The following is an 18,241-nucleotide window of genomic DNA, read 5'->3' as shown; positions in this document are numbered from 1 at the left end:
GGCGGCTACAGCTGGCCCCTGATTAGGCGGGGGCAAGCCGCAGCGTTACAGGATCGATCCGGTGATTGCAGGAAGCGATCCGGCGTTGGTTCTCGAGGCGGCGTGCGCGGGCCAAGGTGTCATGCTTGCGATGGACATGAGCATGGAAGCCGAAGTAAAGGCAGGCCGCTTATGCCGCGCGCTGCCGCGATGGGCGGGGCCCCCGCAGGAATTGAACGCGCTCTACCCGCAAGAGTGCGTCCGTTGGCCGAAGGTCCGCGCTCTCGTTCGTTACCTGCAGGAGAGGTCAGATCCATCGCCGAAGCAATATCACGAGCTTGCGTCAGAACTCCTGACGCGTAGGCCGTAAGACGATTTCATTGATGTCTACATCGTCGGGTTGCTCGATCGCGAAAGCAATTGCTCGCGCGACGGATTCTGTCGGAATCGCCAGCTTGTAGAAGTCCAGTACGGTGTCTTTCGCGGTTCCCGAGGTGCTGTGCTTCAGTTCGCTCTCGACGGCTCCCGGTTCGATCGATGTAACGCGGATCGCTGCGCCCACCTCTTGCCTAAGCCCTTCGGAAATTGCTCTCACCGCGAACTTGGTTCCTGAATATACCGTCCCGCCCGGCGCAAAAACCTTGATTCCCGCAACGGAGCTGATGTTGATGACGTGTCCGCTACCTTGCGCGGTGAAGCGCGGCAGCACGGCCGCGATGCCATACAAGGTGCCCTTGATGTTGACGTCGATCATCGCGTCCCATTCATCCGTGTTCACCTCGATCATCGGCCGGATCGGCATTAACCCGGCGTTGTTCACGATCACGTCGATGCGACCGAAGTCTCCGACGGTGGCGGCGACGACCGCTTCCATGTTCGCTTTGTCCGTGACGTCCAGTGCATACGATCTGGCCGCCCCTCCAGAAGCGAGGATGTCGGCGACGACTCTCTGGAGTAGATCTGTCCGGCGGGCGGCGACTGCTACCCGTGCGCCGCGAGCCGCGAGATAGCGCGCCGTAACGGCACCGATGCCGCTGCTCGCTCCGGTGATCAAAACGACCTTATTCTCGATGTTGGTTCTCATGCTGTGGCCTCTGTAGTGTGGTCCTGACGTGATTCGACGTACATGGGATAGTCGGTGAAGCCGCGTGCCCCGCCGCCATACAGGGTCGCGCCGTCCAATGGGTTCAATGGCCAGCCATTCGCGAGACGTTCGGGAAGGTCGGGATTGGCAATGAACGGCCGGCCGAACGCAATGAGGTCGGCTAGACCCGCGTCAATCAGACGGGTGCCGCGTTCCGCGGTGTAACGGCCAGCGTAGACAATGCGGCCACTAAAGGCGCTTCGAACGTCACGGCGAAAGCTGTCGGGCAACTCCGGAGCGTTGTCCCAATCGGCTTCTGCAATGGAGAGATACGCAACGCCCTCGGCCTCCAGAATCCTGATTGCTTCGAGATATGTGCCATGCGGGTCTTCTTCGACCAGGCCGATGTACACGCGGTCCTGATCGGTGCCTGTAAAAAGCGGCGTGAAGCGCACGCCAAGGCGACCGGGACCCACCACCTCCATGACCGCATGCACGACCTCGCGGAGAAAGCGCAGACGGTTGGTCAGCGAGCCGCCGTACTGGTCGTCACGGTGATTGGCGTGCGCGGAAATGAACTGGTTGATGAGGTAACCGTTCGCCGCATGAATCTCGACGCCGTCGAAGCCCGCGCTCAACGCATTCCTTGCGGCCTGCGCGTACATCCTGACCAGTTCTTCTATCTCGGTTCGGCTAAGCGCTCTAGGATCAGACGGTTCTATCAGGGTGCCGGTTTCGGGCCCGGTGGCGATGAAAGCTTTGACTTTCTCCGCACGGATTGCCGAAGGGGCAACCGGCGAGCCGCCATGAGGTTGAAGCGCCGTATGCGACACCCGGCCGACGTGCCATAACTGCGCAAACATCACGCCGCCCGCCGCGTGTACTGCCTGAGTGACCTTGCGCCAGCCAGAGATCTGGGCGTCGCTGTAGATCCCCGGGGTCCATGCATAGCCTTGTCCGCGAGGTTCGATTTGCGTGCCTTCGCTGACGATGAGCCCCGCGCTAGCGCGTTGGCTGTAGTAAGTCGCCATCAGGTCCGTTGCGGCATCGCCATCGGGGCTACTTCGCTGCCGCGTGAGCGGCGGCAGGACGATCCGGTTTTTGAGGACATGTGTGCCGAGCGTCACGCGCTCGAAGAGTTTGCTGTGGTTCATGCCATATCTCATAAATGTATTTGTGCTTCGACTCGTCGCGCCGATCGTTGCGACATGCCTTGCGCTTACGCTTTCGGGGCAGCAGCCGCAACAAGAGCCGGATGCTGAAGCAGACGGGCAGCGGCGGGCCCGGAGGAGGCCGGGTTCTGGCCAGTGATCAGCAGGCCGTCGGTGACGACATAAGGGGACCAGTCGGCTAGTTTCGAATAAATGCCACCGTTGGCCTCAAGCACGTCTTCGACGAGGAACGGCACAACCTGGGTGAGCCCGACGGCCTCTTCTTCCGAGTTGGCAAATCCCGTTACTTCCTTGCCTTCGACGATAGGCTTTCCTTGCGGCGTCACGACGTGCCGCAATACGCCTGGCGCATGGCAGACAAGGGCTGCCGGCTTCCGGGCGGCGATGAACGACTGGATCAGTCTGAGCGACGTTGCATCTTCGGCCAGGTCCCAAAGCGGGCCGTGACCACCGGGGTAGAAGACGGCATCGAAATCGTCGGACGACACGCTATCGAGTCGTGCCGTGCTCGCAAGCTGCGCCATTGCATCGGCGTCGCCTTCGAAACGACGGGTGAGGTCTGTCTGATTCGCGGGCTCGTTGCTTTTTGGGTCGAGAGGCGGCAAGCCACCCTTCGGCGAGGCCAGGACGATGTGCGCACCGGCGTCCTTGAACATGTAGTAGGGCGCTGCCAGCTCTTCGAGCCAGAATCCGGTCTTGCGACCTGTATTTCCAAGTTGGTCGTGTGAGGTGAGAACCATCAGTACTTTCATGATCGTTGTCCTTCGAGTGGTTGGCGTCGTCATTCGACGGCACGGTTGGTCCCAAGCAATACGCAGATGGACCAAAGAGCTTTCGTTTAGAGTAGACCGGTCGGCTAGTAATGCCTTGGCGTTTGTCGGCAGCAAACACGCCGAGCCGACCCGGCATCAATGGTTGGCGTTTCGCAAGCGTGGCGCCTTGGTGCCACGCGTTGAACTATACACGCTCTACGTGCCGACTTGATGCAACTCGTTATCCTATGAGTCGCACTCACTAGCTGCCGGGTGGTCAATCGATTGTGTATTTTAATTTTTACTAGACGACCGGTCTAGGAAGGGCTACAGTGCGCTCGTTGAGGTTGCGACGACGCGGCCAGTCTCAAAGGCGAGCCGTATTTTTATCTTGATGATGCAACATGAGGGTAAAGCAATGAAGATCCTGATAGTACTGACGTCGCACGACCAGCTGGGCGACACTGGTCGTAAGACGGGCTTCTGGCTGGAGGAGTTGGCTGCCCCGTTTTATACGTTCGAGGAAGCAGGCGCGGCCATTACGCTGGCTTCGCCAAAAGGTGGCCGACCACCGCTTGACCCGAAAAGCAATGAATTGGCGAATCAGACCGACAGCACACGCCGGTTCGAAGCGGATGAAAAAGCAATGGCCGCACTTTCGGCAACGCTGAAGCTGTCCGATGTGGTCGAGGCAGACTACGACGCCGTCTTTTATCCGGGGGGGCATGGTCCGCTATGGGATCTGGCTGAGGACCCGCATTCCATCCGTCTGATCGAGAGCTTCATCGTGTCAAACAAGCCCGTCGCTCTCGTCTGTCACGCGCCCGGCGTCCTGCGTCATGTGTGCGCACCGTCAGGTCGGCGGCTCGTCGATGGAAAGAAAGTCACCGGTTTTGCCAATTCCGAGGAGGACGCCGTTGGGTTGACGAATGTCGTGCCATTTCTCGTCGAAGATGAGCTGAGGGCGAAAGGCGGCGTGTATTCGCGCGGTCCAGATTGGGGTTCCTATGTCGTCGAGGACGGTTTGCTTATCACCGGGCAGAACCCAGGATCGTCTCCTGCAACCGCACGTACCCTGATCGACGCCTTGGGAGCCGGGAAATGACGGCGTACGTCGCCATCGTGCGCGAACAGACGCTTGATGCAACGTCTCTCGGCCGCTATCGTGAATTGGCGCCCCTCGCGCGACACGTGCATCCCGTGACTCCTATAGCCTTCTATGGTGAGCACGAAGCGCTCGAAGGGGCGTCGGCCGAGGGTGTAGCGATTCTGTCCTTTCCTACTATGACGGCCGCGAGGGCCTGGTACGCCAGCGACGAATATCAGGCCGCGCTGCCTCACAGACTAAAAGGCAGCGTATCTCGTGTTTTACTCGTGGCGGGTAACGATGAAGCCTCTGGCGCATCGGGCTAGGCTTTCAATGGCGTATCTGAGAAGGTGGTTCATGGCAATCCTTCTCGCCCAACCTTTTTATTACACGGAGATTCGAATCGTTCACGCCATGCTCGCCGCCGTGCGGCACCGTTGGAGCCTTGTCCCAAAAACCAGACCAAGTCATAGAAACCCGCGATAACCGGAAAAATCTGGATGCCTCACTGCACGAGATGGCATTGACTTTCCCGCCGCTACAAACAGACAACTGACAGAAATGGTATTGCGAGCGCAACAAATGAGCAGTTTTATAATTTAGTAATCCGAATCACAACCCGCAGGGATCTTGCTGTCATTCAGCGATTGTACGAGGCATTCGCACGACGAAACCGTCCTTAACAACAATCAAGCAATCTGAACTACAGCTGATATTCGCGTCCGCAGCATTCGGAACCATGCGATGCGGGGGATAGGGGCGATGTGGCGCCATGCTTCCCACGCATGCACAGCAATGTCACAAGCACGGAGAAAACTTTTGGCTCACTCATTGAAAACGCCGACGACAGCGCCATCGGCAAATCGCCGCCAGCTACTCACCGCGGGCGCAAGCGCGGCCGTTGCCGCGATCGCGGCGCCTGGCGTCGCGTTCGCAGCGGCATCCGGTGGCGGCGGCAGCCACGCGGGCAACTCATCTCATTCACAGCACGGAGAGCGGCACACCATGAACACGGTCACCACGAAAGACGGCACGCGCATTTTCTTCAAGGACTGGGGCACGGGTAAACCGGTCGTGTTCTCGCATGGCTGGCCGCTTGACGCCGACGCATGGGACCCGCAAATGATGTTTCTCGTGCAGAAGGGCTACCGCGTCATCGCCCACGACCGGCGTGGCCACGGCCGCTCGGAGCAGCCGTCGCATGGCAACGATATGGACACCTACGCCGACGACCTGGCCGCCGTGATCAACGCGCTGGATCTGAAGGAAGCCACGCTCGTCGGCCATTCGACAGGTGGCGGCGAAGTCGCTCACTATATAGGCCGCCACGGCAGTTCGCGGGTAGCGAAGGCCGTGCTGATCGGCGCTGTGCCGCCCATCATGGTCAAGACAGAGGCGCATCCGAACGGCTTGCCGATGTCCGTGTTTGACGGCATTCGCGCCAACGTGGCGGCGAACCGCTCGCAATTCTACAAAGACCTCGCAGTGCCTTTCTACGGCTATAACCGTCCGGACGCGAAAGTCTCGCAAGGCAACATCGACGAGTTCTGGCGCGAAGGCATGCTCGGCTCGATCAAAGGCCAGTACGAATGCATCAAGCAGTTTTCCGAGGTGGACTACACCGCCGACCTGATGAAGATCGATGTGCCCACACTGATTCTTCACGGCGACGACGACCAGATCGTGCCCATCGGCGGCTCGGCTCGGCTGTCGGCCAAGCTCGTTAAGAACGCGACGTTGAAGGTCTACGCCGGCGCACCGCACGGCATGTGTACCACGCTTGCCGACAAGGTCAACGCCGACCTGCTCGAATTCCTGCAGGGCTAGATCCGGCGAGGCGCGCGCCGCGTTGCAGCGGTGCGGCGCGCGTCCGCCAGAACCGTCGGTTTCGAGCAATACACCGACACGCGGCAATTCTTCCGCGCAGCCAGAGTTAGCTGGATGCGCGAAGTTTTTCTCTCTTTCGGAGGACCATCTTGCACGATAGCGGCCTTCTGCTGGACACGAGCCACGTACTAGCGTCATCGACCATCTGGGACCACGTGATGCGAAATCTGTTGGGACTTTCCGGGCAGATATTTCGCGAAGAAGCGGAAAAGAAAGATGCGTCGTCGCAACACGCGCGCATCCGCGTACTGGAGCGCCTGAGCGCCAACACGATCATTGTCCTCTGGCAGGATGCGACCCGCTGCCACTATAACGATCAGACATGGATACGCTGCAGGGCGCGCGCTCGTGGTGTCTGTGCTTTGGGCGGTGAAATCATCCGGCGGGGTGACATCGTTTATAAGCCGCAGGCGCGCCGTCACACCGTAGCAAACGGTCACGCAATGATTCTGGCGAGTGAAGTCGCATACGAGCACGCTGAGTGCGGCGGCGACAAGGCGAGCGCATTTAGACCTCCAGAGAGAGCTGAAGGTAATTTGAATGGCGGTGGACATGGTGTCTGCCAACAAATCAGGAGATTCACTTGAAAAAAATGAAAGCAGCGTTCGCGCGCGTCGCCTGCATGGCGCTTCTCGTGCTGGTCAGTGGCGCTGGGGTTGCATTGGCCGACGAGGCGGATATCGCATATCTGCCGCCTGTTCAGCCTTATGTGGCGCCGCCGAAAGACCCTGCAAAGGCGCAGCGCGCAGCGCAAAAAAAGGCAATGCGCGTTGAGAACCGCCATCTTGCCGCAAGCGTGCGGAAGTCGCTGGTCAAGGCAGGTGATATTGACACGGCGCACGTGTCTGTCCTGGCGAAGTCCGGGACGGTAACACTGGCGGGGACGGTGCCCGACGTATCGCAGATCGACCTCGCGCAACAGCGGGCGCGGCAAGTTCCGGGGGTGACAGAGGTCTCAAACCGGTTGATCCTCGGAAGCGAAGGGCACTAAAGCGGCATCCACCTTCCTGGCGGCGCCGCTCGGGCTCGCTCGACGACGTGGAAACCGCACTGCCGGTGTCACGCGGTATTGCGGGCGCAACCGCTGCCAACGTCCCGCGGGGTTCGATGCAGTAAGAATGCCTTTTCGCGATCTTTATCTCCCTTGCAAGCCCGGCAAAGTGTGTCGGGGCAGCAAGAGCGAGCACCGAAAACAGCTTAAAAAACAGGACCAACCTGATGTCTGATACCTCGAAGTGCCCATTCAATCACGCGGCCGGCGGCGGCACCACCAACGGTGACTGGTGGCCTAAAGCGCTGAGACTCGACCTGCTGAGCCAGCACTCCAGTAAGTCGAACCCGCTCGATTCGCAATTCGACTATGCGCAAGCATTCAATACGCTTGACCTCTCTGCGCTCAAGAAGGACCTGGCCGCCGCCATGACTGACTCGAAGGACTGGTGGCCTGCCGACTTCGGTCACTACGGTCCGCTTTTCGTTCGCATGGCCTGGCATAGCGCCGGCACTTACCGTACGGGTGACGGACGCGGCGGCGCAGGACGAGGGCAGCAGCGTTTTGCGCCGCTCAACAGCTGGCCCGACAACGTGAGCCTCGACAAGGCGCGTCGACTCCTGTGGCCAGTCAAGCAGAAGTATGGTCAGAAGATCTCGTGGGCCGATCTGCTTGTCCTCGCGGGCAACGTCGCACTCGAAAGCATGGGCTTCAGAACCCTGGGTTTCGCCGGTGGCCGGGAGGATACATGGGAACCCGATCAGGACGTGTATTGGGGCAACGAAAACACCTGGTTGGGCGGCGATGTTCGCTATGGAAAGGCGGCGGCAGACGGCGGGGAAGGCGTGATCGTCGCCGATGAAGAACTGCACGGAGTCGAGCAAAGCCGCACGGATGCGGGCCGCAATCTTGAAAACCCGCTCGCGGCAGTGCAGATGGGCCTCATTTATGTGAACCCTGAAGGCCCCGACGGCAATCCCGATCCACTTGCGGCCGCGCACGACATTCGTGAGACGTTCGCCCGCATGGCGATGAACGACGAAGAAACGGTTGCCTTGATCGCGGGTGGCCACACCTTTGGCAAGACCCACGGCGCGGGCCCCGCCGACAACGTGGGACCGGAGCCGGAGGCGGCTGGCCTTGAAAACCAGGGCCTCGGATGGCAAAGCACGTTTGGCACTGGCAAGGGCGCCGACACCATTACCAGTGGGCTCGAAGTCACGTGGACCAGCACGCCCACTCAATGGGGAATGGGCTTCTTTGAGAACCTGTTCGGCCACGAATGGGAGCTGACCAGGAGCCCGGCCGGGGCTCACCAGTGGGTTGCGAAAGACGCGGCCGAGACGATTCCGCACGCGCATGATGGCTCGAAGAAGGTCCGTCCTAGCATGCTGACCACGGACCTCTCGCTGCGGTTCGACCCGGAATACGAAAAGATCTCGCGCCGTTTTCTGAAGCATCCTGATCAGTTCGCCGATGCGTTTGCTCGTGCCTGGTTCAAGCTGACGCATCGCGACATGGGCCCTCGCGCACGGTACCTCGGTCCGGAAGTGCCGACGGAGCAATTCGACTGGCAAGACCCGATTCCGCCGGCCGATCATCCGCTACTGAGCGACGCGGACATCGCCGCGCTCAAGCAGGAGATCGCCGGATCAGGGCTTACCGTGACTGAGCTTGTGTCAACGGCGTGGGCTTCGGCCTCGACGTTCCGCGGGTCGGACAAGCGCGGCGGTGCCAACGGCGCACGCATCCGTCTCGCGCCCCAGAAGGATTGGGAAGTGAATCGGCCACAACAGCTGAAGCGAGTATTGGACACGCTGGAGGGCATTCAACGCACCTTCAACGGCTCGCAGAATGATGGCAGGAAGGTATCGCTTGCAGACCTGATCGTTCTGGCGGGAGGCGTTGGCGTCGAAGATGCCGCGAAAAAGGCCGGTTACACGGTGTCGGTTCCGTTCGCCGCGGGCCGCACGGATGCGTCGCAGACACAGACTGACGTCGACTCGTTCAAGGCCCTGGAGCCCATCGCGGACGCATTCCGCAATTACAGAAAGCGCGGCGTGCGGGTGCACGCTGAGGCTCTGCTTATCGACAAGGCGCAACTGCTGACACTCACTGCGCCGCAAATGACAGCACTGATCGGTGGCTTGCGGGTGCTGGGTATATCGACGGACATGGAGGCACACGGTGTATTCACTGACCGTCCGGGCGTGTTGAGTAACGATTTCTTCGTCAATCTGCTCGGCATGGACACGCAGTGGAAGCCGGTGTCGACCGCGGGCGACGAATTTGTCGGTATTGACCGCACCACCGGCAAACCGAGATGGATCGGCACACGGGTTGACCTGGTGTTTGGGTCACACTCCGTGCTGCGAGCGCTCAGCGAAGTGTATGCAAGCGAGGACGGCAAGGATAAGTTCGTGCACGACTTCGTCGCAGCGTGGACGAAAGTCATGAACCTCGACCGCTTTGATCTGCGTGCAAGCTGATTTTCGACGGACTCGCCGGCCTGTCGCTGGCGAGTTGCCGCAGGAGCAACAGATCGCGCGCGTTCGATGGAGTCAGGCGCACCGCGCGTCTTGTGCCACGTATGCGGTCGATCCTCCAAGGGACAGCGGCCGCTGCGCAGGCCCGACACTTCAGCGTGAGCTGCAGCAAGAGTCTTGACCGTGGCAGGGCCGGCCGCGGCGCATTGACAGGACGCACGTCCCGCGATCTGATTCGATTACTCAGTCCAACGGCGGCTACCATGGGCTGGGGTTAAAGCACGCTGTGTTTCGCCGCCTGACAATCAACTGATACCGACTCAACAATGTCCAGACGACCCTCTCCCGAACAACGCCGTGAGCTCGGCTCTTTCCTGTCGAGCCGCCGCGGGCGCTTGCAGCCTGCCGACTTCAATCTGCCCCAAGGCGGGCGCCGTACATCCGGTCTGCGACGTGAAGAAGTCGCCATGCTCGCCGGAGTCAGCGTGAGCTGGTACACATGGCTCGAGCAGGGCCGCGACATCCAGCCGTCCGCAGACGCGCTGCGCAGACTGTCGGCCGTATTCAAGCTCGGTGCTGTCGAATCTGCGCACCTGTTCGCGCTCTCCGCTCGGGAGCTCTCGCAGGTCGCGACCGGAAGCGGCGTCAGTGAGGGGCTGGAACTGCTCGTACGGTCGATCAACGTCCCGGCGTACGTTCGCAATACGCGCCTCGACATCCTTGCCTGGAACGACGCGATCTGCGATCTCTTCGTCGACTATGGATCGCTCGAGCCGCACGAACGTAATACGTTGCGTCTGCTGTTCCTTTACAAGCCGTACCGTACGCTCATCCTCGACTGGGAACAGATGACCCGGGGCATGATATCGGCTTTTCGTGCGGCGCGCGCGCAGGCACCGGACAAAGCTCCGTTCGACAAACTGGTGAGCGAGCTTACGGAGCTAAGCCCTGAATTTCGTGACTGGTGGCAGGACACAGACGTAAAAGGTTTCGACGAGGGCGACAAGCGCCTTCGGCATCCTTCAGGCGGCCACATCGAATTCACATACGTTGCACTGACCCCGACGGGCAGGCCAGACCTGTCACTCGTGACCTACCTCCCGCGATTTTCCGGGGCTGGCGATTCCGACGCGTAGGGTCATGAGAGTCGGCACCGAGGTGCACGGTTGGCGGCTGCGGATCGACACAATCAGTCTGAGCTTGTGCCGATCCCAAATTGCCGGCTGGCGAGTCTGAAAGCTTTTGCGGTTGAGCGGCGGAGCCAACGTCAGTTGATGTGCCTCCGTCACCGACCCCCGTCTTCGATGGCCCCCGGCGTCTCTCTTACTTCGACCCGTTTCCCGCCCACAGCATCGGCCGCCGATTGGCCCATGGCCGGGCCTGCTCGAGTTGTCCGGCAAGCCGCAGCAGGCTGTCTTCCCGCGCGAATCCTGCTGCGAACTGCATGCCAATCGGCACACCGGTTGTGGGGTGCACTTCAAGCGGAACAGACATGGCCGGGAGGCCGGAGACGTTGAAGGGCGGTGTGAACGGTGAATGCTGGAAGACCCGCTGCGTCCATTGGAGACCGCTCATCGATTCGGCGCCAGCCCCGTAGGCGCCGATAGCTGGTGGCATCTGCGGCAGAGTGGGCGTGAGCAACAGGTCTACGTCCTCGAACCATGTCCCGACTGAACGCGTGACCGTGTTGCGCATCGCTAGCGCCGCGGCGAACTCAGATGCCTTCTCTTCCTTGCCATGTTGAAAACAGGCCAAAGTAGCCGGTTCGAGCGTCGTGTGGTCGATCGGGCGGCCGGTTGCAGCGGCGAGACCCTCGATCCATCCGACGAGTGTTGCCGTCCATATGGTCGCGTTCATCTGCACGAAAGCGTCCCACGAGACGCCAAGCGGTGGCTCAACTTCAATGACGGTATGCCCGAGTGCTTGGAGGAGATGCGCGGTGGCTGACGTGGCGGCTGAGATAACCGGATCGGTACGCTCGCCGCTCCATGGATCGAGCATCAAGCCGATCTTCAGCTTGCCGGGATCGCGGCTGACTTCCGACAGGAAGCTTCGTGCCGGTGGAGCAGTAACGTAGGGCTCACCGATGGCATGGCCCTGAATCGCGTCGAGCAGTGCCGCGCTGTCCCGCACGCTGCGGCTTACGCCTAACTGCACGCCGAAACCGGCGAATACCTCATCGAGCCAGGGACCGTTCGAGCTGCGGCCTCGCGTAGGTTTAAGCCCAAACAGCCCGTTGTACGCGGCAGGCACGCGAATGGAACCTGCCGCATCGGTCGCATGAGCAAGCGGGACTGCGCCCGCTGCGACCGCTGCGGCGGCACCGCCGCTCGACCCGCCGGCACTCAAAGAAGGCAGCCACGGATTACGGGTCGCGCCTTGCAGCGTGGACTCGGTCGTCGTGCTGAATGCCATTTCCGGCGTCGCACTACGTCCTATCGTGACCAGTCCCGCATCGCGAAAGCGCGACATCAACCATGAATCCTCGGTAGCGACGACGCCTTTGGCGAGCCGGCTGCCCAGCTCAAGCTTTTTGCCTTGCATGCTGACCGCAAGGTCCTTGATCAGGAACGGCACGCCGGCGAGCGGGCCGCCTGAAGCAACCGCGTGGCCGCTTTCGGAAGCCGGCCAGCTTTCGATGACCGCATTGATGTCCGGGTTCACAACTCTGATCGCCTCGAGCGCGAGTTCGGCAAGCTCGGCTGAAGTAACCTCGCCGTTTGCGATCAGCTGTGCGAGTCCGATGGCATCGTATTCCGTGTATTCGCCAAGTTTCATTTTTCCTCCGTGTTGATGGAGGAACGATAGGGCAGATGGCGCCAGGGGATTAGTCCGCGATCGTGGCAAGGATTGAGCCATGAGTGGGACAATGTCCGGCAATACGACAAGCTATCCATCGGATACCCGCGCTACCATGACCAGAGATCTCAACGACACGCTCATCTTTGTTCGCGTTGTGCAGGAGGGCAGCTTCACGGCAGCGGCGAATGCCTCACAGATTCCGAAGACGACCGTGAGTCGGCGCGTTCGCGAGCTCGAAGCGCACCTCGGGGCGGCCCTGTTACACAGAACAACGCGAAAGCTACGGCTGACGGAAGCAGGGGCGGCCTATTTCGAGCGGTGCAACGCAATCGCCAGACAGCTCGACGATGCCGAAAACGCCGTTCAGCAGATTCGTGGAACGCCGGGAGGGTGGCTGCGCGTGACGCTGCCGTATTCGTTCGGCGCCACCTGGATTGCGCCGTTGATCGCTGGCTTCTGTGCGCGCTACCCCGAAATGCGCGTCGATATCATCGCGACGCATGTGCCGCTCGATCTGATCGGCGAAAACGTCGATGTCGCTCTGCGCCTCGGCGCGCTTCCTGACTCGAGCCTGGTGGCGCAGCGGCTGGGCAGCTTTTCGACGTCGATCTACGCGAGCCCCGCCTACATCGACAAGCACGGCGCGCCCGACAGTCCAGAAGATTTGCACCGCCATGCGGCGCTTGCGCTGCATCAGGCGCGCACCGATGGCGGCTACGCATGGCCACTGCGCATGGCCGGACGCAAAGCAAAGCAGTTTGCGGTCGATCCGGTGATCGTCGCCAGTGATCCGGTGCTGCTTCTTGACGCCGCGCGGGCCGGCAACGGCGTGTTGCTGGCCATGGAGGCGAGCATGGCTCCAGAAGTCGCAGCGGGACGCTTGTGCAAAGTGTTGCCGGACTGGACTGGTCCGCAGCAGGATCTCAATGCGCTGTTTCCGAAGGAGCGCGTGCCGTCGCCGAAAGTGAAGGCGTTTCTTGCTTATCTGAAGACTCAGCTACGGTTCCACCCGTGACCGTCATAGCTTGCGCGGTGCGTGAGACAACGCATCGAGCTGGGCTTCCAGGCCCCTACCAGTGACTGCCACTCATAGGATGACAAGACGCCTTCTTGACCCGAATCGGCACGCTTAAAGTGACGTCAATGCAGCAACTTACCCACTGTCCTTAACGTCACCGAGGTAACCATGTCGAATCTCAGCAGCCCCCTTACGATTGGCGCAACGTCGCGTAATCCCGCCACCGGCGAGTTCATCGCCCACTATGCCTTTCAGTCGGCAGACGACGTGGAGCGCATGCTTGAGAACAATGCCGCAGCGTTTCGCCTCTGGCGTGCAACGCCGATGACCGAGCGCGTCGCGACCTACCGCCGCTTGGCAATCACGCTGCGGGAGCGGTCGAAAGAGCTTGCATCGTTGATTACTGCGGAAATGGGCAAGACGTTGGGCGCCGCACGCGCGGAGGTCGAGAAATGCGCCGCAGCGATCGACTGGATCGCGGTGAACGGCCCCGCGTTCCTGGCTGACGAGGCTGCGCCGGTCAAGGGCGATGACGAAGTTTATGTTTCCTATTTGCCGATCGGCTCGATTCTCGCCGTCATGCCGTGGAATTTTCCGTTGTGGCAGGTCATTCGTGCATCTGGGCCGATCATGCTATCGGGCAACGGTTTCATCCTGAAACATGCGGCCAATGTGATGGGCTCGGCGTATGCGTTGCAAGACGCTTACGAGGCCGCCGGCTTTCCGGTCGGACTGTTCACGAATCTGAATGCCGATAACGAAACGGTTGCGCACGTGATCGAAGATCCGCGCGTGGCCGCCGTCACCCTGACGGGCAGCATGCGTGCGGGCTCGGCCGTGGCATCGACGGCAGGCAAGGCGCTCAAGAAGACGCTGCTGGAACTCGGTGGCGCCGACGCCTTCATCGTGCTGGCCGACGCGAACATCGACCTCGCGGTCAAGGCGGCGATCGAGGCGCGCTTCCAGAACGCGGGGCAGGTCTGTCTAGCTGCAAAGCGGTTCATCGTCGAGCAGCCTGTCGCGGAAGAGTTCACACGCAAGTTCGTCGAGGCGGCGCGCAAGGTTGTGGCGGGTGATCCTCTGGACCCGGCCAGCACCATCGGACCCATGGCGCGCGCTGACCTGCGCGACGAATTGCATGCTCAGGTGGAACGCACCATTGAAGCGGGTGCAACGTTGCTGCTCGGTGGCAACAAGGTCTCGGGCGTAGGCAACTACTATGAACCGACCGTGCTCGCGGATGTAGCCCCAGGCATGGCAGCGTTCGACGAAGAGACATTTGGTCCGGTCGCCGCGATCACCGTGGCCGAGAGCGCCGAGCATGCGATTCAGCTTGCCAACACGAGCGACTACGGTCTGGGCGGCAGTCTGTGGACCAGCGACGTAGCCCGCGCGCAGCGCATCGCCCGTCGGCTCGAAACGGGCGGCGTCTTCATTAACGGCTTCTCGGCTTCCAACCCGCGCATTCCTGTCGGCGGAGTCAAGAAGAGCGGATTTGGTCGGGAACTGTCGCACTTCGGTTTGCGCGAGTTCACCAACGTTCAGGCGGTCTGGGCCAAAACGGTCGACTGATTCGACGCGATGGCAATACAAGACATCGAATTATTCGTTACATAGTTAGGATAACAAATCATGAAAAGTTCTTCTGTTAGCCCCGTACTTCAACCCGTGACGATTGGCAGTCTGCAACTGAAGAACCGCATCGTCATGGCGCCGATGACACGCAGTCGCGCCGACGATGCGGGTGTGCCGCCCGGCTACGCAGCCGACTACTACGCGCAACGTGCAGGCGCTGGCCTCATCATTACCGAAGCGACCAATATTTCTGCGCAGGCTCGCGGCTATCCTCGCACCCCTGGCATCTGGACGGACAACCAGGTGGCGGCGTGGACGCGCGTCACCGAGGCAGTTCATCGCCGTGACGGCAAGATCTTTCTGCAGTTGTGGCACACCGGACGAATCTCGCACCCTGACATGCACGATGGCGCGATGCCGGTCGCGCCCTCGGCCATCAAACCACAAGGCCAGATCCGCGTTCACGACGGCATGAAGGAATTCGTCACGCCTCGCGCGCTTCGGACCGAAGAGATCGCTGCCATCGTCGACGATTATCGCCATGCGGCCGTCAATGCGAAGCGTGCAGGATTCGACGGAGTCGAGATCCACTCGGCCAATAACTATCTGCTCGAACAGTTCGTCCGCGACAGCACGAACCAGCGCAATGACGAGTACGGCGGCTCTATTGAAAACCGGCTGCGCTTCCCCCTCGCGGTGGTCAAGGCGGTACTTGAAGTCTGGCCAAACGATCGCGTTGGCATCCGGATCTCGCCCGCGACGACAGCGCCGGGCGAAACGCCTCTCGACGGCGACCCAATGGCCACCTTCGGTGCTTATGTACGCGCGTTGTCGCAACTCGGGCTGCTGTACATCCACGACATTGAAGGCGTAACGCAACTGGCTCGCGACACCGACAGCGGCGTGAGCTTCACTGCGCTGCGCCGACAGTTCAACGGCGCGTACATCGCCAATAACCAGTACACGCTGAGGCTCGCTGAGGAAACGCTCGCTGCAGGTGACGCTGATCTCTTCAGCATCGGGCGGCCATTCATCGCCAATCCCGATCTGGTTGGACGGCTGCGAGTCGGTGGTCCGCTCGCCGAGGCGCCAAAAGAATACTGGTACGGCGGAGATTCGACGGGCTATTCCGACTGGCCCGAGATGCACCGCGAACCTGTTGCCGACGCGTGATTTATCGCGAGATCCACTAATCCAACACCCCAAACTTTCTTGCTAAAACGACTGGAGCCTTTCATGAAAACGACCACCCGAGTTCGCCGTTTCGCCACTGCCATCGCGTTCGGCGTGGCAGCACTTTCCGCACAGATCGCCACCGCTGCCTCCGTCAAGAACGTTGTCCTGGTCCACGGATTCTTTGCTGACGGTTCCGGCTGGCAGGCCGTATCGAAGATTCTTGCCCGCGACGGCTACAAGGTGTCGGTGGTCCAGGAACCTGAAACTTCATTCAAGGACGACGTCGCGGCGACCACACGTGTGGTCGATGCGCAGGACGGCCTGAGCATTCTCGTCGGACACAGCTATGGCGGAGCGGTCATCACCGAAGCCGGCAACGATGCGCGCGTCTCGGGCCTCGTCTACATCGCCGCCTTTGAACCCGATGCCGGTGAGAGCCTGAAGGATCTGACCACCAAAATGCCTGCCGCGATCAAAAGCATCAAGGAGACGGACGACGGTCATCTGTACATCGATCCCTCGCGGTTCCATGCCGACTTTGCAGCCGATGTCCCGGAGCCAGAGGCCGCATTTATGGCTTCTTCCCAGGTGATGCCCGCCGTCGGCTCGTTCACGGCGCCTGTCATGCAGGCTGCGTGGAAATCGAAGCCGAGTTGGGCGGTCGTCGCGGCGTCCGATCGGACTATCAATCCAGACCTTGAGCGCTGGATGGCAAAGCGCGCCGGCAGTAAAGTGACCGAAGTCAATTCGAGCCATGTCGCGTTTCTTTCACATCCCGAAGAAATTGCGAAGATAATCGAGCAGGCGGCTGCGGCAAGCGGCAATCGTTGAACTGTTCGACTAGCGCGCGGCTTCTTGCATGGGTGACCGGCCGCGCGTTGTGCCGCAATAGGGCAGATGGCGTGCATCGCGCTCGTCGTCAGCCCCGTTGTTACCCAAGCTAACGCGGGGGCCGGAGACCTCACTACTGCACCGCACCCCGGCGGGCGGCGGCAGGATCGCTCGGTCGTATCCGACGACGGACGGGAAGTGCAATGCGGCATGCCGGGCGTGGGGAGGAATACAATGCCGCGCATGCATGCGCGGTACGCAAAAGATCTTGCACCAAGGAATCTGATCCTGCTCGAAGTAAAAGCGTCCGGATGGCTCGGTCGGGTTTTTGGTCGCCAGCCAGACGATGCCTGCGGCCGCCTGTTTCACCGTGCGATAGCCCGAGTGGTTGTTAAAATCGGTGGCGGTGTAGCCCGGATCGACCGCGTCGACCTTGATGCCGACTGACGCGAGCTCTTTTGCAAAGGCCAGCGCAACAGCGTTCAGTGCCGACTTGGAACTGTTGTAGCCGAGAATATTCACGCCGTAGCACTGGTTTGCCGGGTCGGACAGCCAGCCCATAGATCCGAGTCTGCTGCTCACCATCACGACGGTACCCCGACCAGCAGATTTCAGCAGCGGCACGAACGACTGAGTCACCCGAATCGGGCCGAAGACGTTCGTCTCATACACAGCACGGATGTTTTCGATTGGTTGCTGGCTGGGCGCCGCGTGAGGGTCGCCTGGAATGTCGGCGTTATCAATAAGCACATCGAGTCGGCCGTCCTCATCCCGTACTCGCGCCGCAGCGGCACGTACGCTTTCGTCTCGGGTCACGTCAATAGTCAGGAGCCGGACGTCATGGCCCTCCGCTACCAAAGACTTCAGGGCTGCCTCTCCGAGCGCCACGTCGCGGCAACCAAGCCAGATACGATATCCCAGTCGACCGAGTTGTCGAGCAGTTTCGTAGCCGATGCTTTTGTTAGCGCCGGTGATCAGGATGGTTCGAGCGGTGTTCATGTTTTTGTCCTCCAGAATGAGCCTGCGCCCGCTGTAATCTGAACGGCCCTTTTTTAATCCTGTAGAACTCGGACAGACCGATCGCCATGCCGAACAATCACCGTGACGAATCGAATCTTGATCTGCTCCCGGTCTTCCTCGCTATCGTAGATGCTGGAGGTTTTCGGGCTGCCGGCAAACGGTTGCGGCTGTCCCCCCTCCACCGTGAGCGAGCGGATCCCGCACCTTGAAGCGCAGTTGGGCGTGCCTTTGCTGATCCGCACGACACGCAGCGTCATGCCAACGTAAACCGGACGCACGCTTGCTACCCGTGTCGCGCCACTGATGGCTGAAACGCGTGCCGCGTTGTGTGATGCCGCTAGTTCTCAAAACCTGGTGCGTGGGCTTTTGAAACTCAACGTG

At 60.8% G+C, this 18,241-nt stretch carries 18 protein-coding genes; 13 read left to right on the top strand and 5 right to left on the bottom strand.

What is annotated here, in order from left to right:
• The first annotated feature begins 52 nt into the window (after positions 1-52).
• Positions 53-349, top strand: a complete 297-nt coding sequence (locus SB753_RS17960) for a LysR substrate-binding domain-containing protein (RefSeq protein WP_408492879.1) — start codon at positions 53-55, stop codon at positions 347-349.
• Here SB753_RS17960 and SB753_RS17955 read toward each other — a convergent pair.
• The 3 genes from SB753_RS17955 to SB753_RS17945 all read right to left on the bottom strand — a co-directional run bounded on the left by SB753_RS17955 (position 323) and on the right by SB753_RS17945 (position 2,987).
• The gene (locus SB753_RS17955; RefSeq protein WP_110402813.1) at positions 323-1,063 is read right to left on the bottom strand and encodes an SDR family oxidoreductase; all 741 of its coding nucleotides are present in this window, start codon (positions 1,061-1,063) and stop codon (positions 323-325) included. The genes SB753_RS17960 and SB753_RS17955 overlap by 27 nt on opposite strands.
• Positions 1,060-2,217, bottom strand: coding sequence for an alkene reductase (locus tag SB753_RS17950; protein ID WP_408492786.1), 1,158 nt, complete (start codon positions 2,215-2,217; stop codon positions 1,060-1,062). The genes SB753_RS17955 and SB753_RS17950 overlap by 4 nt, the downstream gene beginning before the upstream one ends.
• Before the next feature lie 65 nt (positions 2,218-2,282).
• The gene (locus SB753_RS17945; RefSeq protein WP_410801113.1) at positions 2,283-2,987 is read right to left on the bottom strand and encodes a type 1 glutamine amidotransferase domain-containing protein; all 705 of its coding nucleotides are present in this window, start codon (positions 2,985-2,987) and stop codon (positions 2,283-2,285) included.
• A gap of 418 nt (positions 2,988-3,405) precedes the next feature.
• On the opposite strand from SB753_RS17945, the gene SB753_RS17940 reads away from it, so the two are divergent.
• The 7 genes from SB753_RS17940 (at position 3,406) to SB753_RS17910 (ending at position 10,574) form a co-directional block, all read left to right on the top strand.
• On the top strand, positions 3,406-4,092 hold the full coding sequence (locus tag SB753_RS17940; protein WP_410801111.1) for a type 1 glutamine amidotransferase domain-containing protein: 687 nt from the start codon (positions 3,406-3,408) through the stop codon (positions 4,090-4,092).
• Complete coding sequence (locus SB753_RS17935) at positions 4,089-4,400, top strand: DUF1330 domain-containing protein (RefSeq protein ID WP_410801109.1); 312 nt, start codon at positions 4,089-4,091, stop codon at positions 4,398-4,400. Before SB753_RS17940 ends, SB753_RS17935 begins: the two co-directional genes overlap by 4 nt.
• Positions 4,401-5,079: 679 nt before the next feature.
• Positions 5,080-5,901: an alpha/beta fold hydrolase gene (locus tag SB753_RS17930; protein WP_410801107.1), complete on the top strand. Its 822-nt coding sequence runs from the start codon at positions 5,080-5,082 to the stop codon at positions 5,899-5,901.
• A 218-nt stretch (positions 5,902-6,119) separates the two neighbouring features.
• Complete coding sequence (locus SB753_RS17925) at positions 6,120-6,548, top strand: DUF3331 domain-containing protein (RefSeq protein WP_410801105.1); 429 nt, start codon at positions 6,120-6,122, stop codon at positions 6,546-6,548.
• 5 nt (positions 6,549-6,553) lie between these two features.
• A complete protein-coding gene (locus tag SB753_RS17920) occupies positions 6,554-6,952 on the top strand; it encodes a BON domain-containing protein (protein WP_408492878.1) in 399 nt (132 codons plus the stop codon).
• A 227-nt stretch (positions 6,953-7,179) separates the two neighbouring features.
• Positions 7,180-9,441 carry a catalase/peroxidase HPI gene (katG, locus tag SB753_RS17915; protein ID WP_410801103.1) on the top strand — a complete coding sequence of 754 codons (2,262 nt, stop codon included), beginning with the start codon at positions 7,180-7,182 and terminating at the stop codon, positions 9,439-9,441.
• A gap of 323 nt (positions 9,442-9,764) precedes the next feature.
• On the top strand, positions 9,765-10,574 hold the full coding sequence (locus SB753_RS17910; protein WP_410801101.1) for a helix-turn-helix transcriptional regulator: 810 nt from the start codon (positions 9,765-9,767) through the stop codon (positions 10,572-10,574).
• Between the two features lie 187 nt (positions 10,575-10,761).
• Here the strand turns inward: SB753_RS17910 and SB753_RS17905 are convergent, their stop codons facing one another.
• Positions 10,762-12,216: an amidase gene (locus tag SB753_RS17905; protein ID WP_410801099.1), complete on the bottom strand. Its 1,455-nt coding sequence runs from the start codon at positions 12,214-12,216 to the stop codon at positions 10,762-10,764.
• Positions 12,217-12,352: 136 nt separating this feature from the next.
• Here SB753_RS17905 and SB753_RS17900 point away from each other — a divergent pair, with 136 nt between their 5' ends.
• The 4 genes from SB753_RS17900 to SB753_RS17885 all read left to right on the top strand — a co-directional run bounded on the left by SB753_RS17900 (position 12,353) and on the right by SB753_RS17885 (position 16,840).
• On the top strand, positions 12,353-13,255 hold the full coding sequence (locus SB753_RS17900; protein WP_410801097.1) for a LysR family transcriptional regulator: 903 nt from the start codon (positions 12,353-12,355) through the stop codon (positions 13,253-13,255).
• A 171-nt stretch (positions 13,256-13,426) separates the two neighbouring features.
• Positions 13,427-14,830 (top strand): NAD-dependent succinate-semialdehyde dehydrogenase, encoded by a 1,404-nt coding sequence (locus tag SB753_RS17895; RefSeq protein WP_410801095.1) that lies wholly within the window; start codon positions 13,427-13,429, stop codon positions 14,828-14,830.
• A gap of 60 nt (positions 14,831-14,890) precedes the next feature.
• Entirely contained in the window at positions 14,891-16,006 is a 1,116-nt protein-coding gene (locus SB753_RS17890) for an alkene reductase (protein ID WP_410801093.1), read from the top strand.
• A gap of 63 nt (positions 16,007-16,069) precedes the next feature.
• Positions 16,070-16,840 carry an alpha/beta hydrolase gene (locus SB753_RS17885; RefSeq protein ID WP_410801091.1) on the top strand — a complete coding sequence of 257 codons (771 nt, stop codon included), beginning with the start codon at positions 16,070-16,072 and terminating at the stop codon, positions 16,838-16,840.
• A gap of 9 nt (positions 16,841-16,849) precedes the next feature.
• Here the strand turns inward: SB753_RS17885 and SB753_RS17880 are convergent, their stop codons facing one another.
• Entirely contained in the window at positions 16,850-17,839 is a 990-nt protein-coding gene (locus SB753_RS17880; RefSeq protein ID WP_410801089.1) for an SDR family oxidoreductase, read from the bottom strand.
• Between the two features lie 150 nt (positions 17,840-17,989).
• Between SB753_RS17880 and SB753_RS17875 the strand changes: the two genes are divergently transcribed.
• Positions 17,990-18,127 (top strand): LysR family transcriptional regulator, encoded by a 138-nt coding sequence (locus SB753_RS17875; RefSeq protein WP_410801087.1) that lies wholly within the window; start codon positions 17,990-17,992, stop codon positions 18,125-18,127.
• The last annotated feature ends 114 nt before the right edge of the window (positions 18,128-18,241 follow it).

The organism is Paraburkholderia sp. SIMBA_053 (genome assembly GCF_046534895.1).
Lineage (GTDB): Bacteria > Pseudomonadota > Gammaproteobacteria > Burkholderiales > Burkholderiaceae > Paraburkholderia > Paraburkholderia caledonica.
The sequence above is the reverse complement of the archived record's forward strand: the minus strand, read 5'-3'. Positions and strand labels throughout refer to the sequence as shown.

Excerpts from the sequence above, each read along its gene's own strand:
- SB753_RS17955 (WP_110402813.1), bottom strand. The coding sequence starts at position 1,063 with ATGAGAACCAACATCGAGAATAAGGTCGTTTTGATCACCGGAGCGAGC.
- SB753_RS17950 (WP_408492786.1), bottom strand. The coding sequence starts at position 2,217 with ATGAACCACAGCAAACTCTTCGAGCGCGTGACGCTCGGCACACATGTC.
- SB753_RS17945 (WP_410801113.1), bottom strand. The coding sequence starts at position 2,987 with ATGAAAGTACTGATGGTTCTCACCTCACACGACCAACTTGGAAATACA.
- SB753_RS17940 (WP_410801111.1), top strand. The coding sequence starts at position 3,406 with ATGAAGATCCTGATAGTACTGACGTCGCACGACCAGCTGGGCGACACT.
- SB753_RS17935 (WP_410801109.1), top strand. The coding sequence starts at position 4,089 with ATGACGGCGTACGTCGCCATCGTGCGCGAACAGACGCTTGATGCAACG.
- SB753_RS17930 (WP_410801107.1), top strand. The coding sequence starts at position 5,080 with ATGAACACGGTCACCACGAAAGACGGCACGCGCATTTTCTTCAAGGAC.
- SB753_RS17925 (WP_410801105.1), top strand. The coding sequence starts at position 6,120 with ATGCGAAATCTGTTGGGACTTTCCGGGCAGATATTTCGCGAAGAAGCG.
- SB753_RS17920 (WP_408492878.1), top strand. The coding sequence starts at position 6,554 with ATGAAAGCAGCGTTCGCGCGCGTCGCCTGCATGGCGCTTCTCGTGCTG.
- katG (WP_410801103.1), top strand. The coding sequence starts at position 7,180 with ATGTCTGATACCTCGAAGTGCCCATTCAATCACGCGGCCGGCGGCGGC.
- SB753_RS17910 (WP_410801101.1), top strand. The coding sequence starts at position 9,765 with ATGTCCAGACGACCCTCTCCCGAACAACGCCGTGAGCTCGGCTCTTTC.
- SB753_RS17905 (WP_410801099.1), bottom strand. The coding sequence starts at position 12,216 with ATGAAACTTGGCGAATACACGGAATACGATGCCATCGGACTCGCACAG.
- SB753_RS17900 (WP_410801097.1), top strand. The coding sequence starts at position 12,353 with ATGACCAGAGATCTCAACGACACGCTCATCTTTGTTCGCGTTGTGCAG.
- SB753_RS17895 (WP_410801095.1), top strand. The coding sequence starts at position 13,427 with ATGTCGAATCTCAGCAGCCCCCTTACGATTGGCGCAACGTCGCGTAAT.
- SB753_RS17890 (WP_410801093.1), top strand. The coding sequence starts at position 14,891 with ATGAAAAGTTCTTCTGTTAGCCCCGTACTTCAACCCGTGACGATTGGC.
- SB753_RS17885 (WP_410801091.1), top strand. The coding sequence starts at position 16,070 with ATGAAAACGACCACCCGAGTTCGCCGTTTCGCCACTGCCATCGCGTTC.
- SB753_RS17880 (WP_410801089.1), bottom strand. The coding sequence starts at position 17,839 with ATGAACACCGCTCGAACCATCCTGATCACCGGCGCTAACAAAAGCATC.
- SB753_RS17875 (WP_410801087.1), top strand. The coding sequence starts at position 17,990 with ATGCTGGAGGTTTTCGGGCTGCCGGCAAACGGTTGCGGCTGTCCCCCC.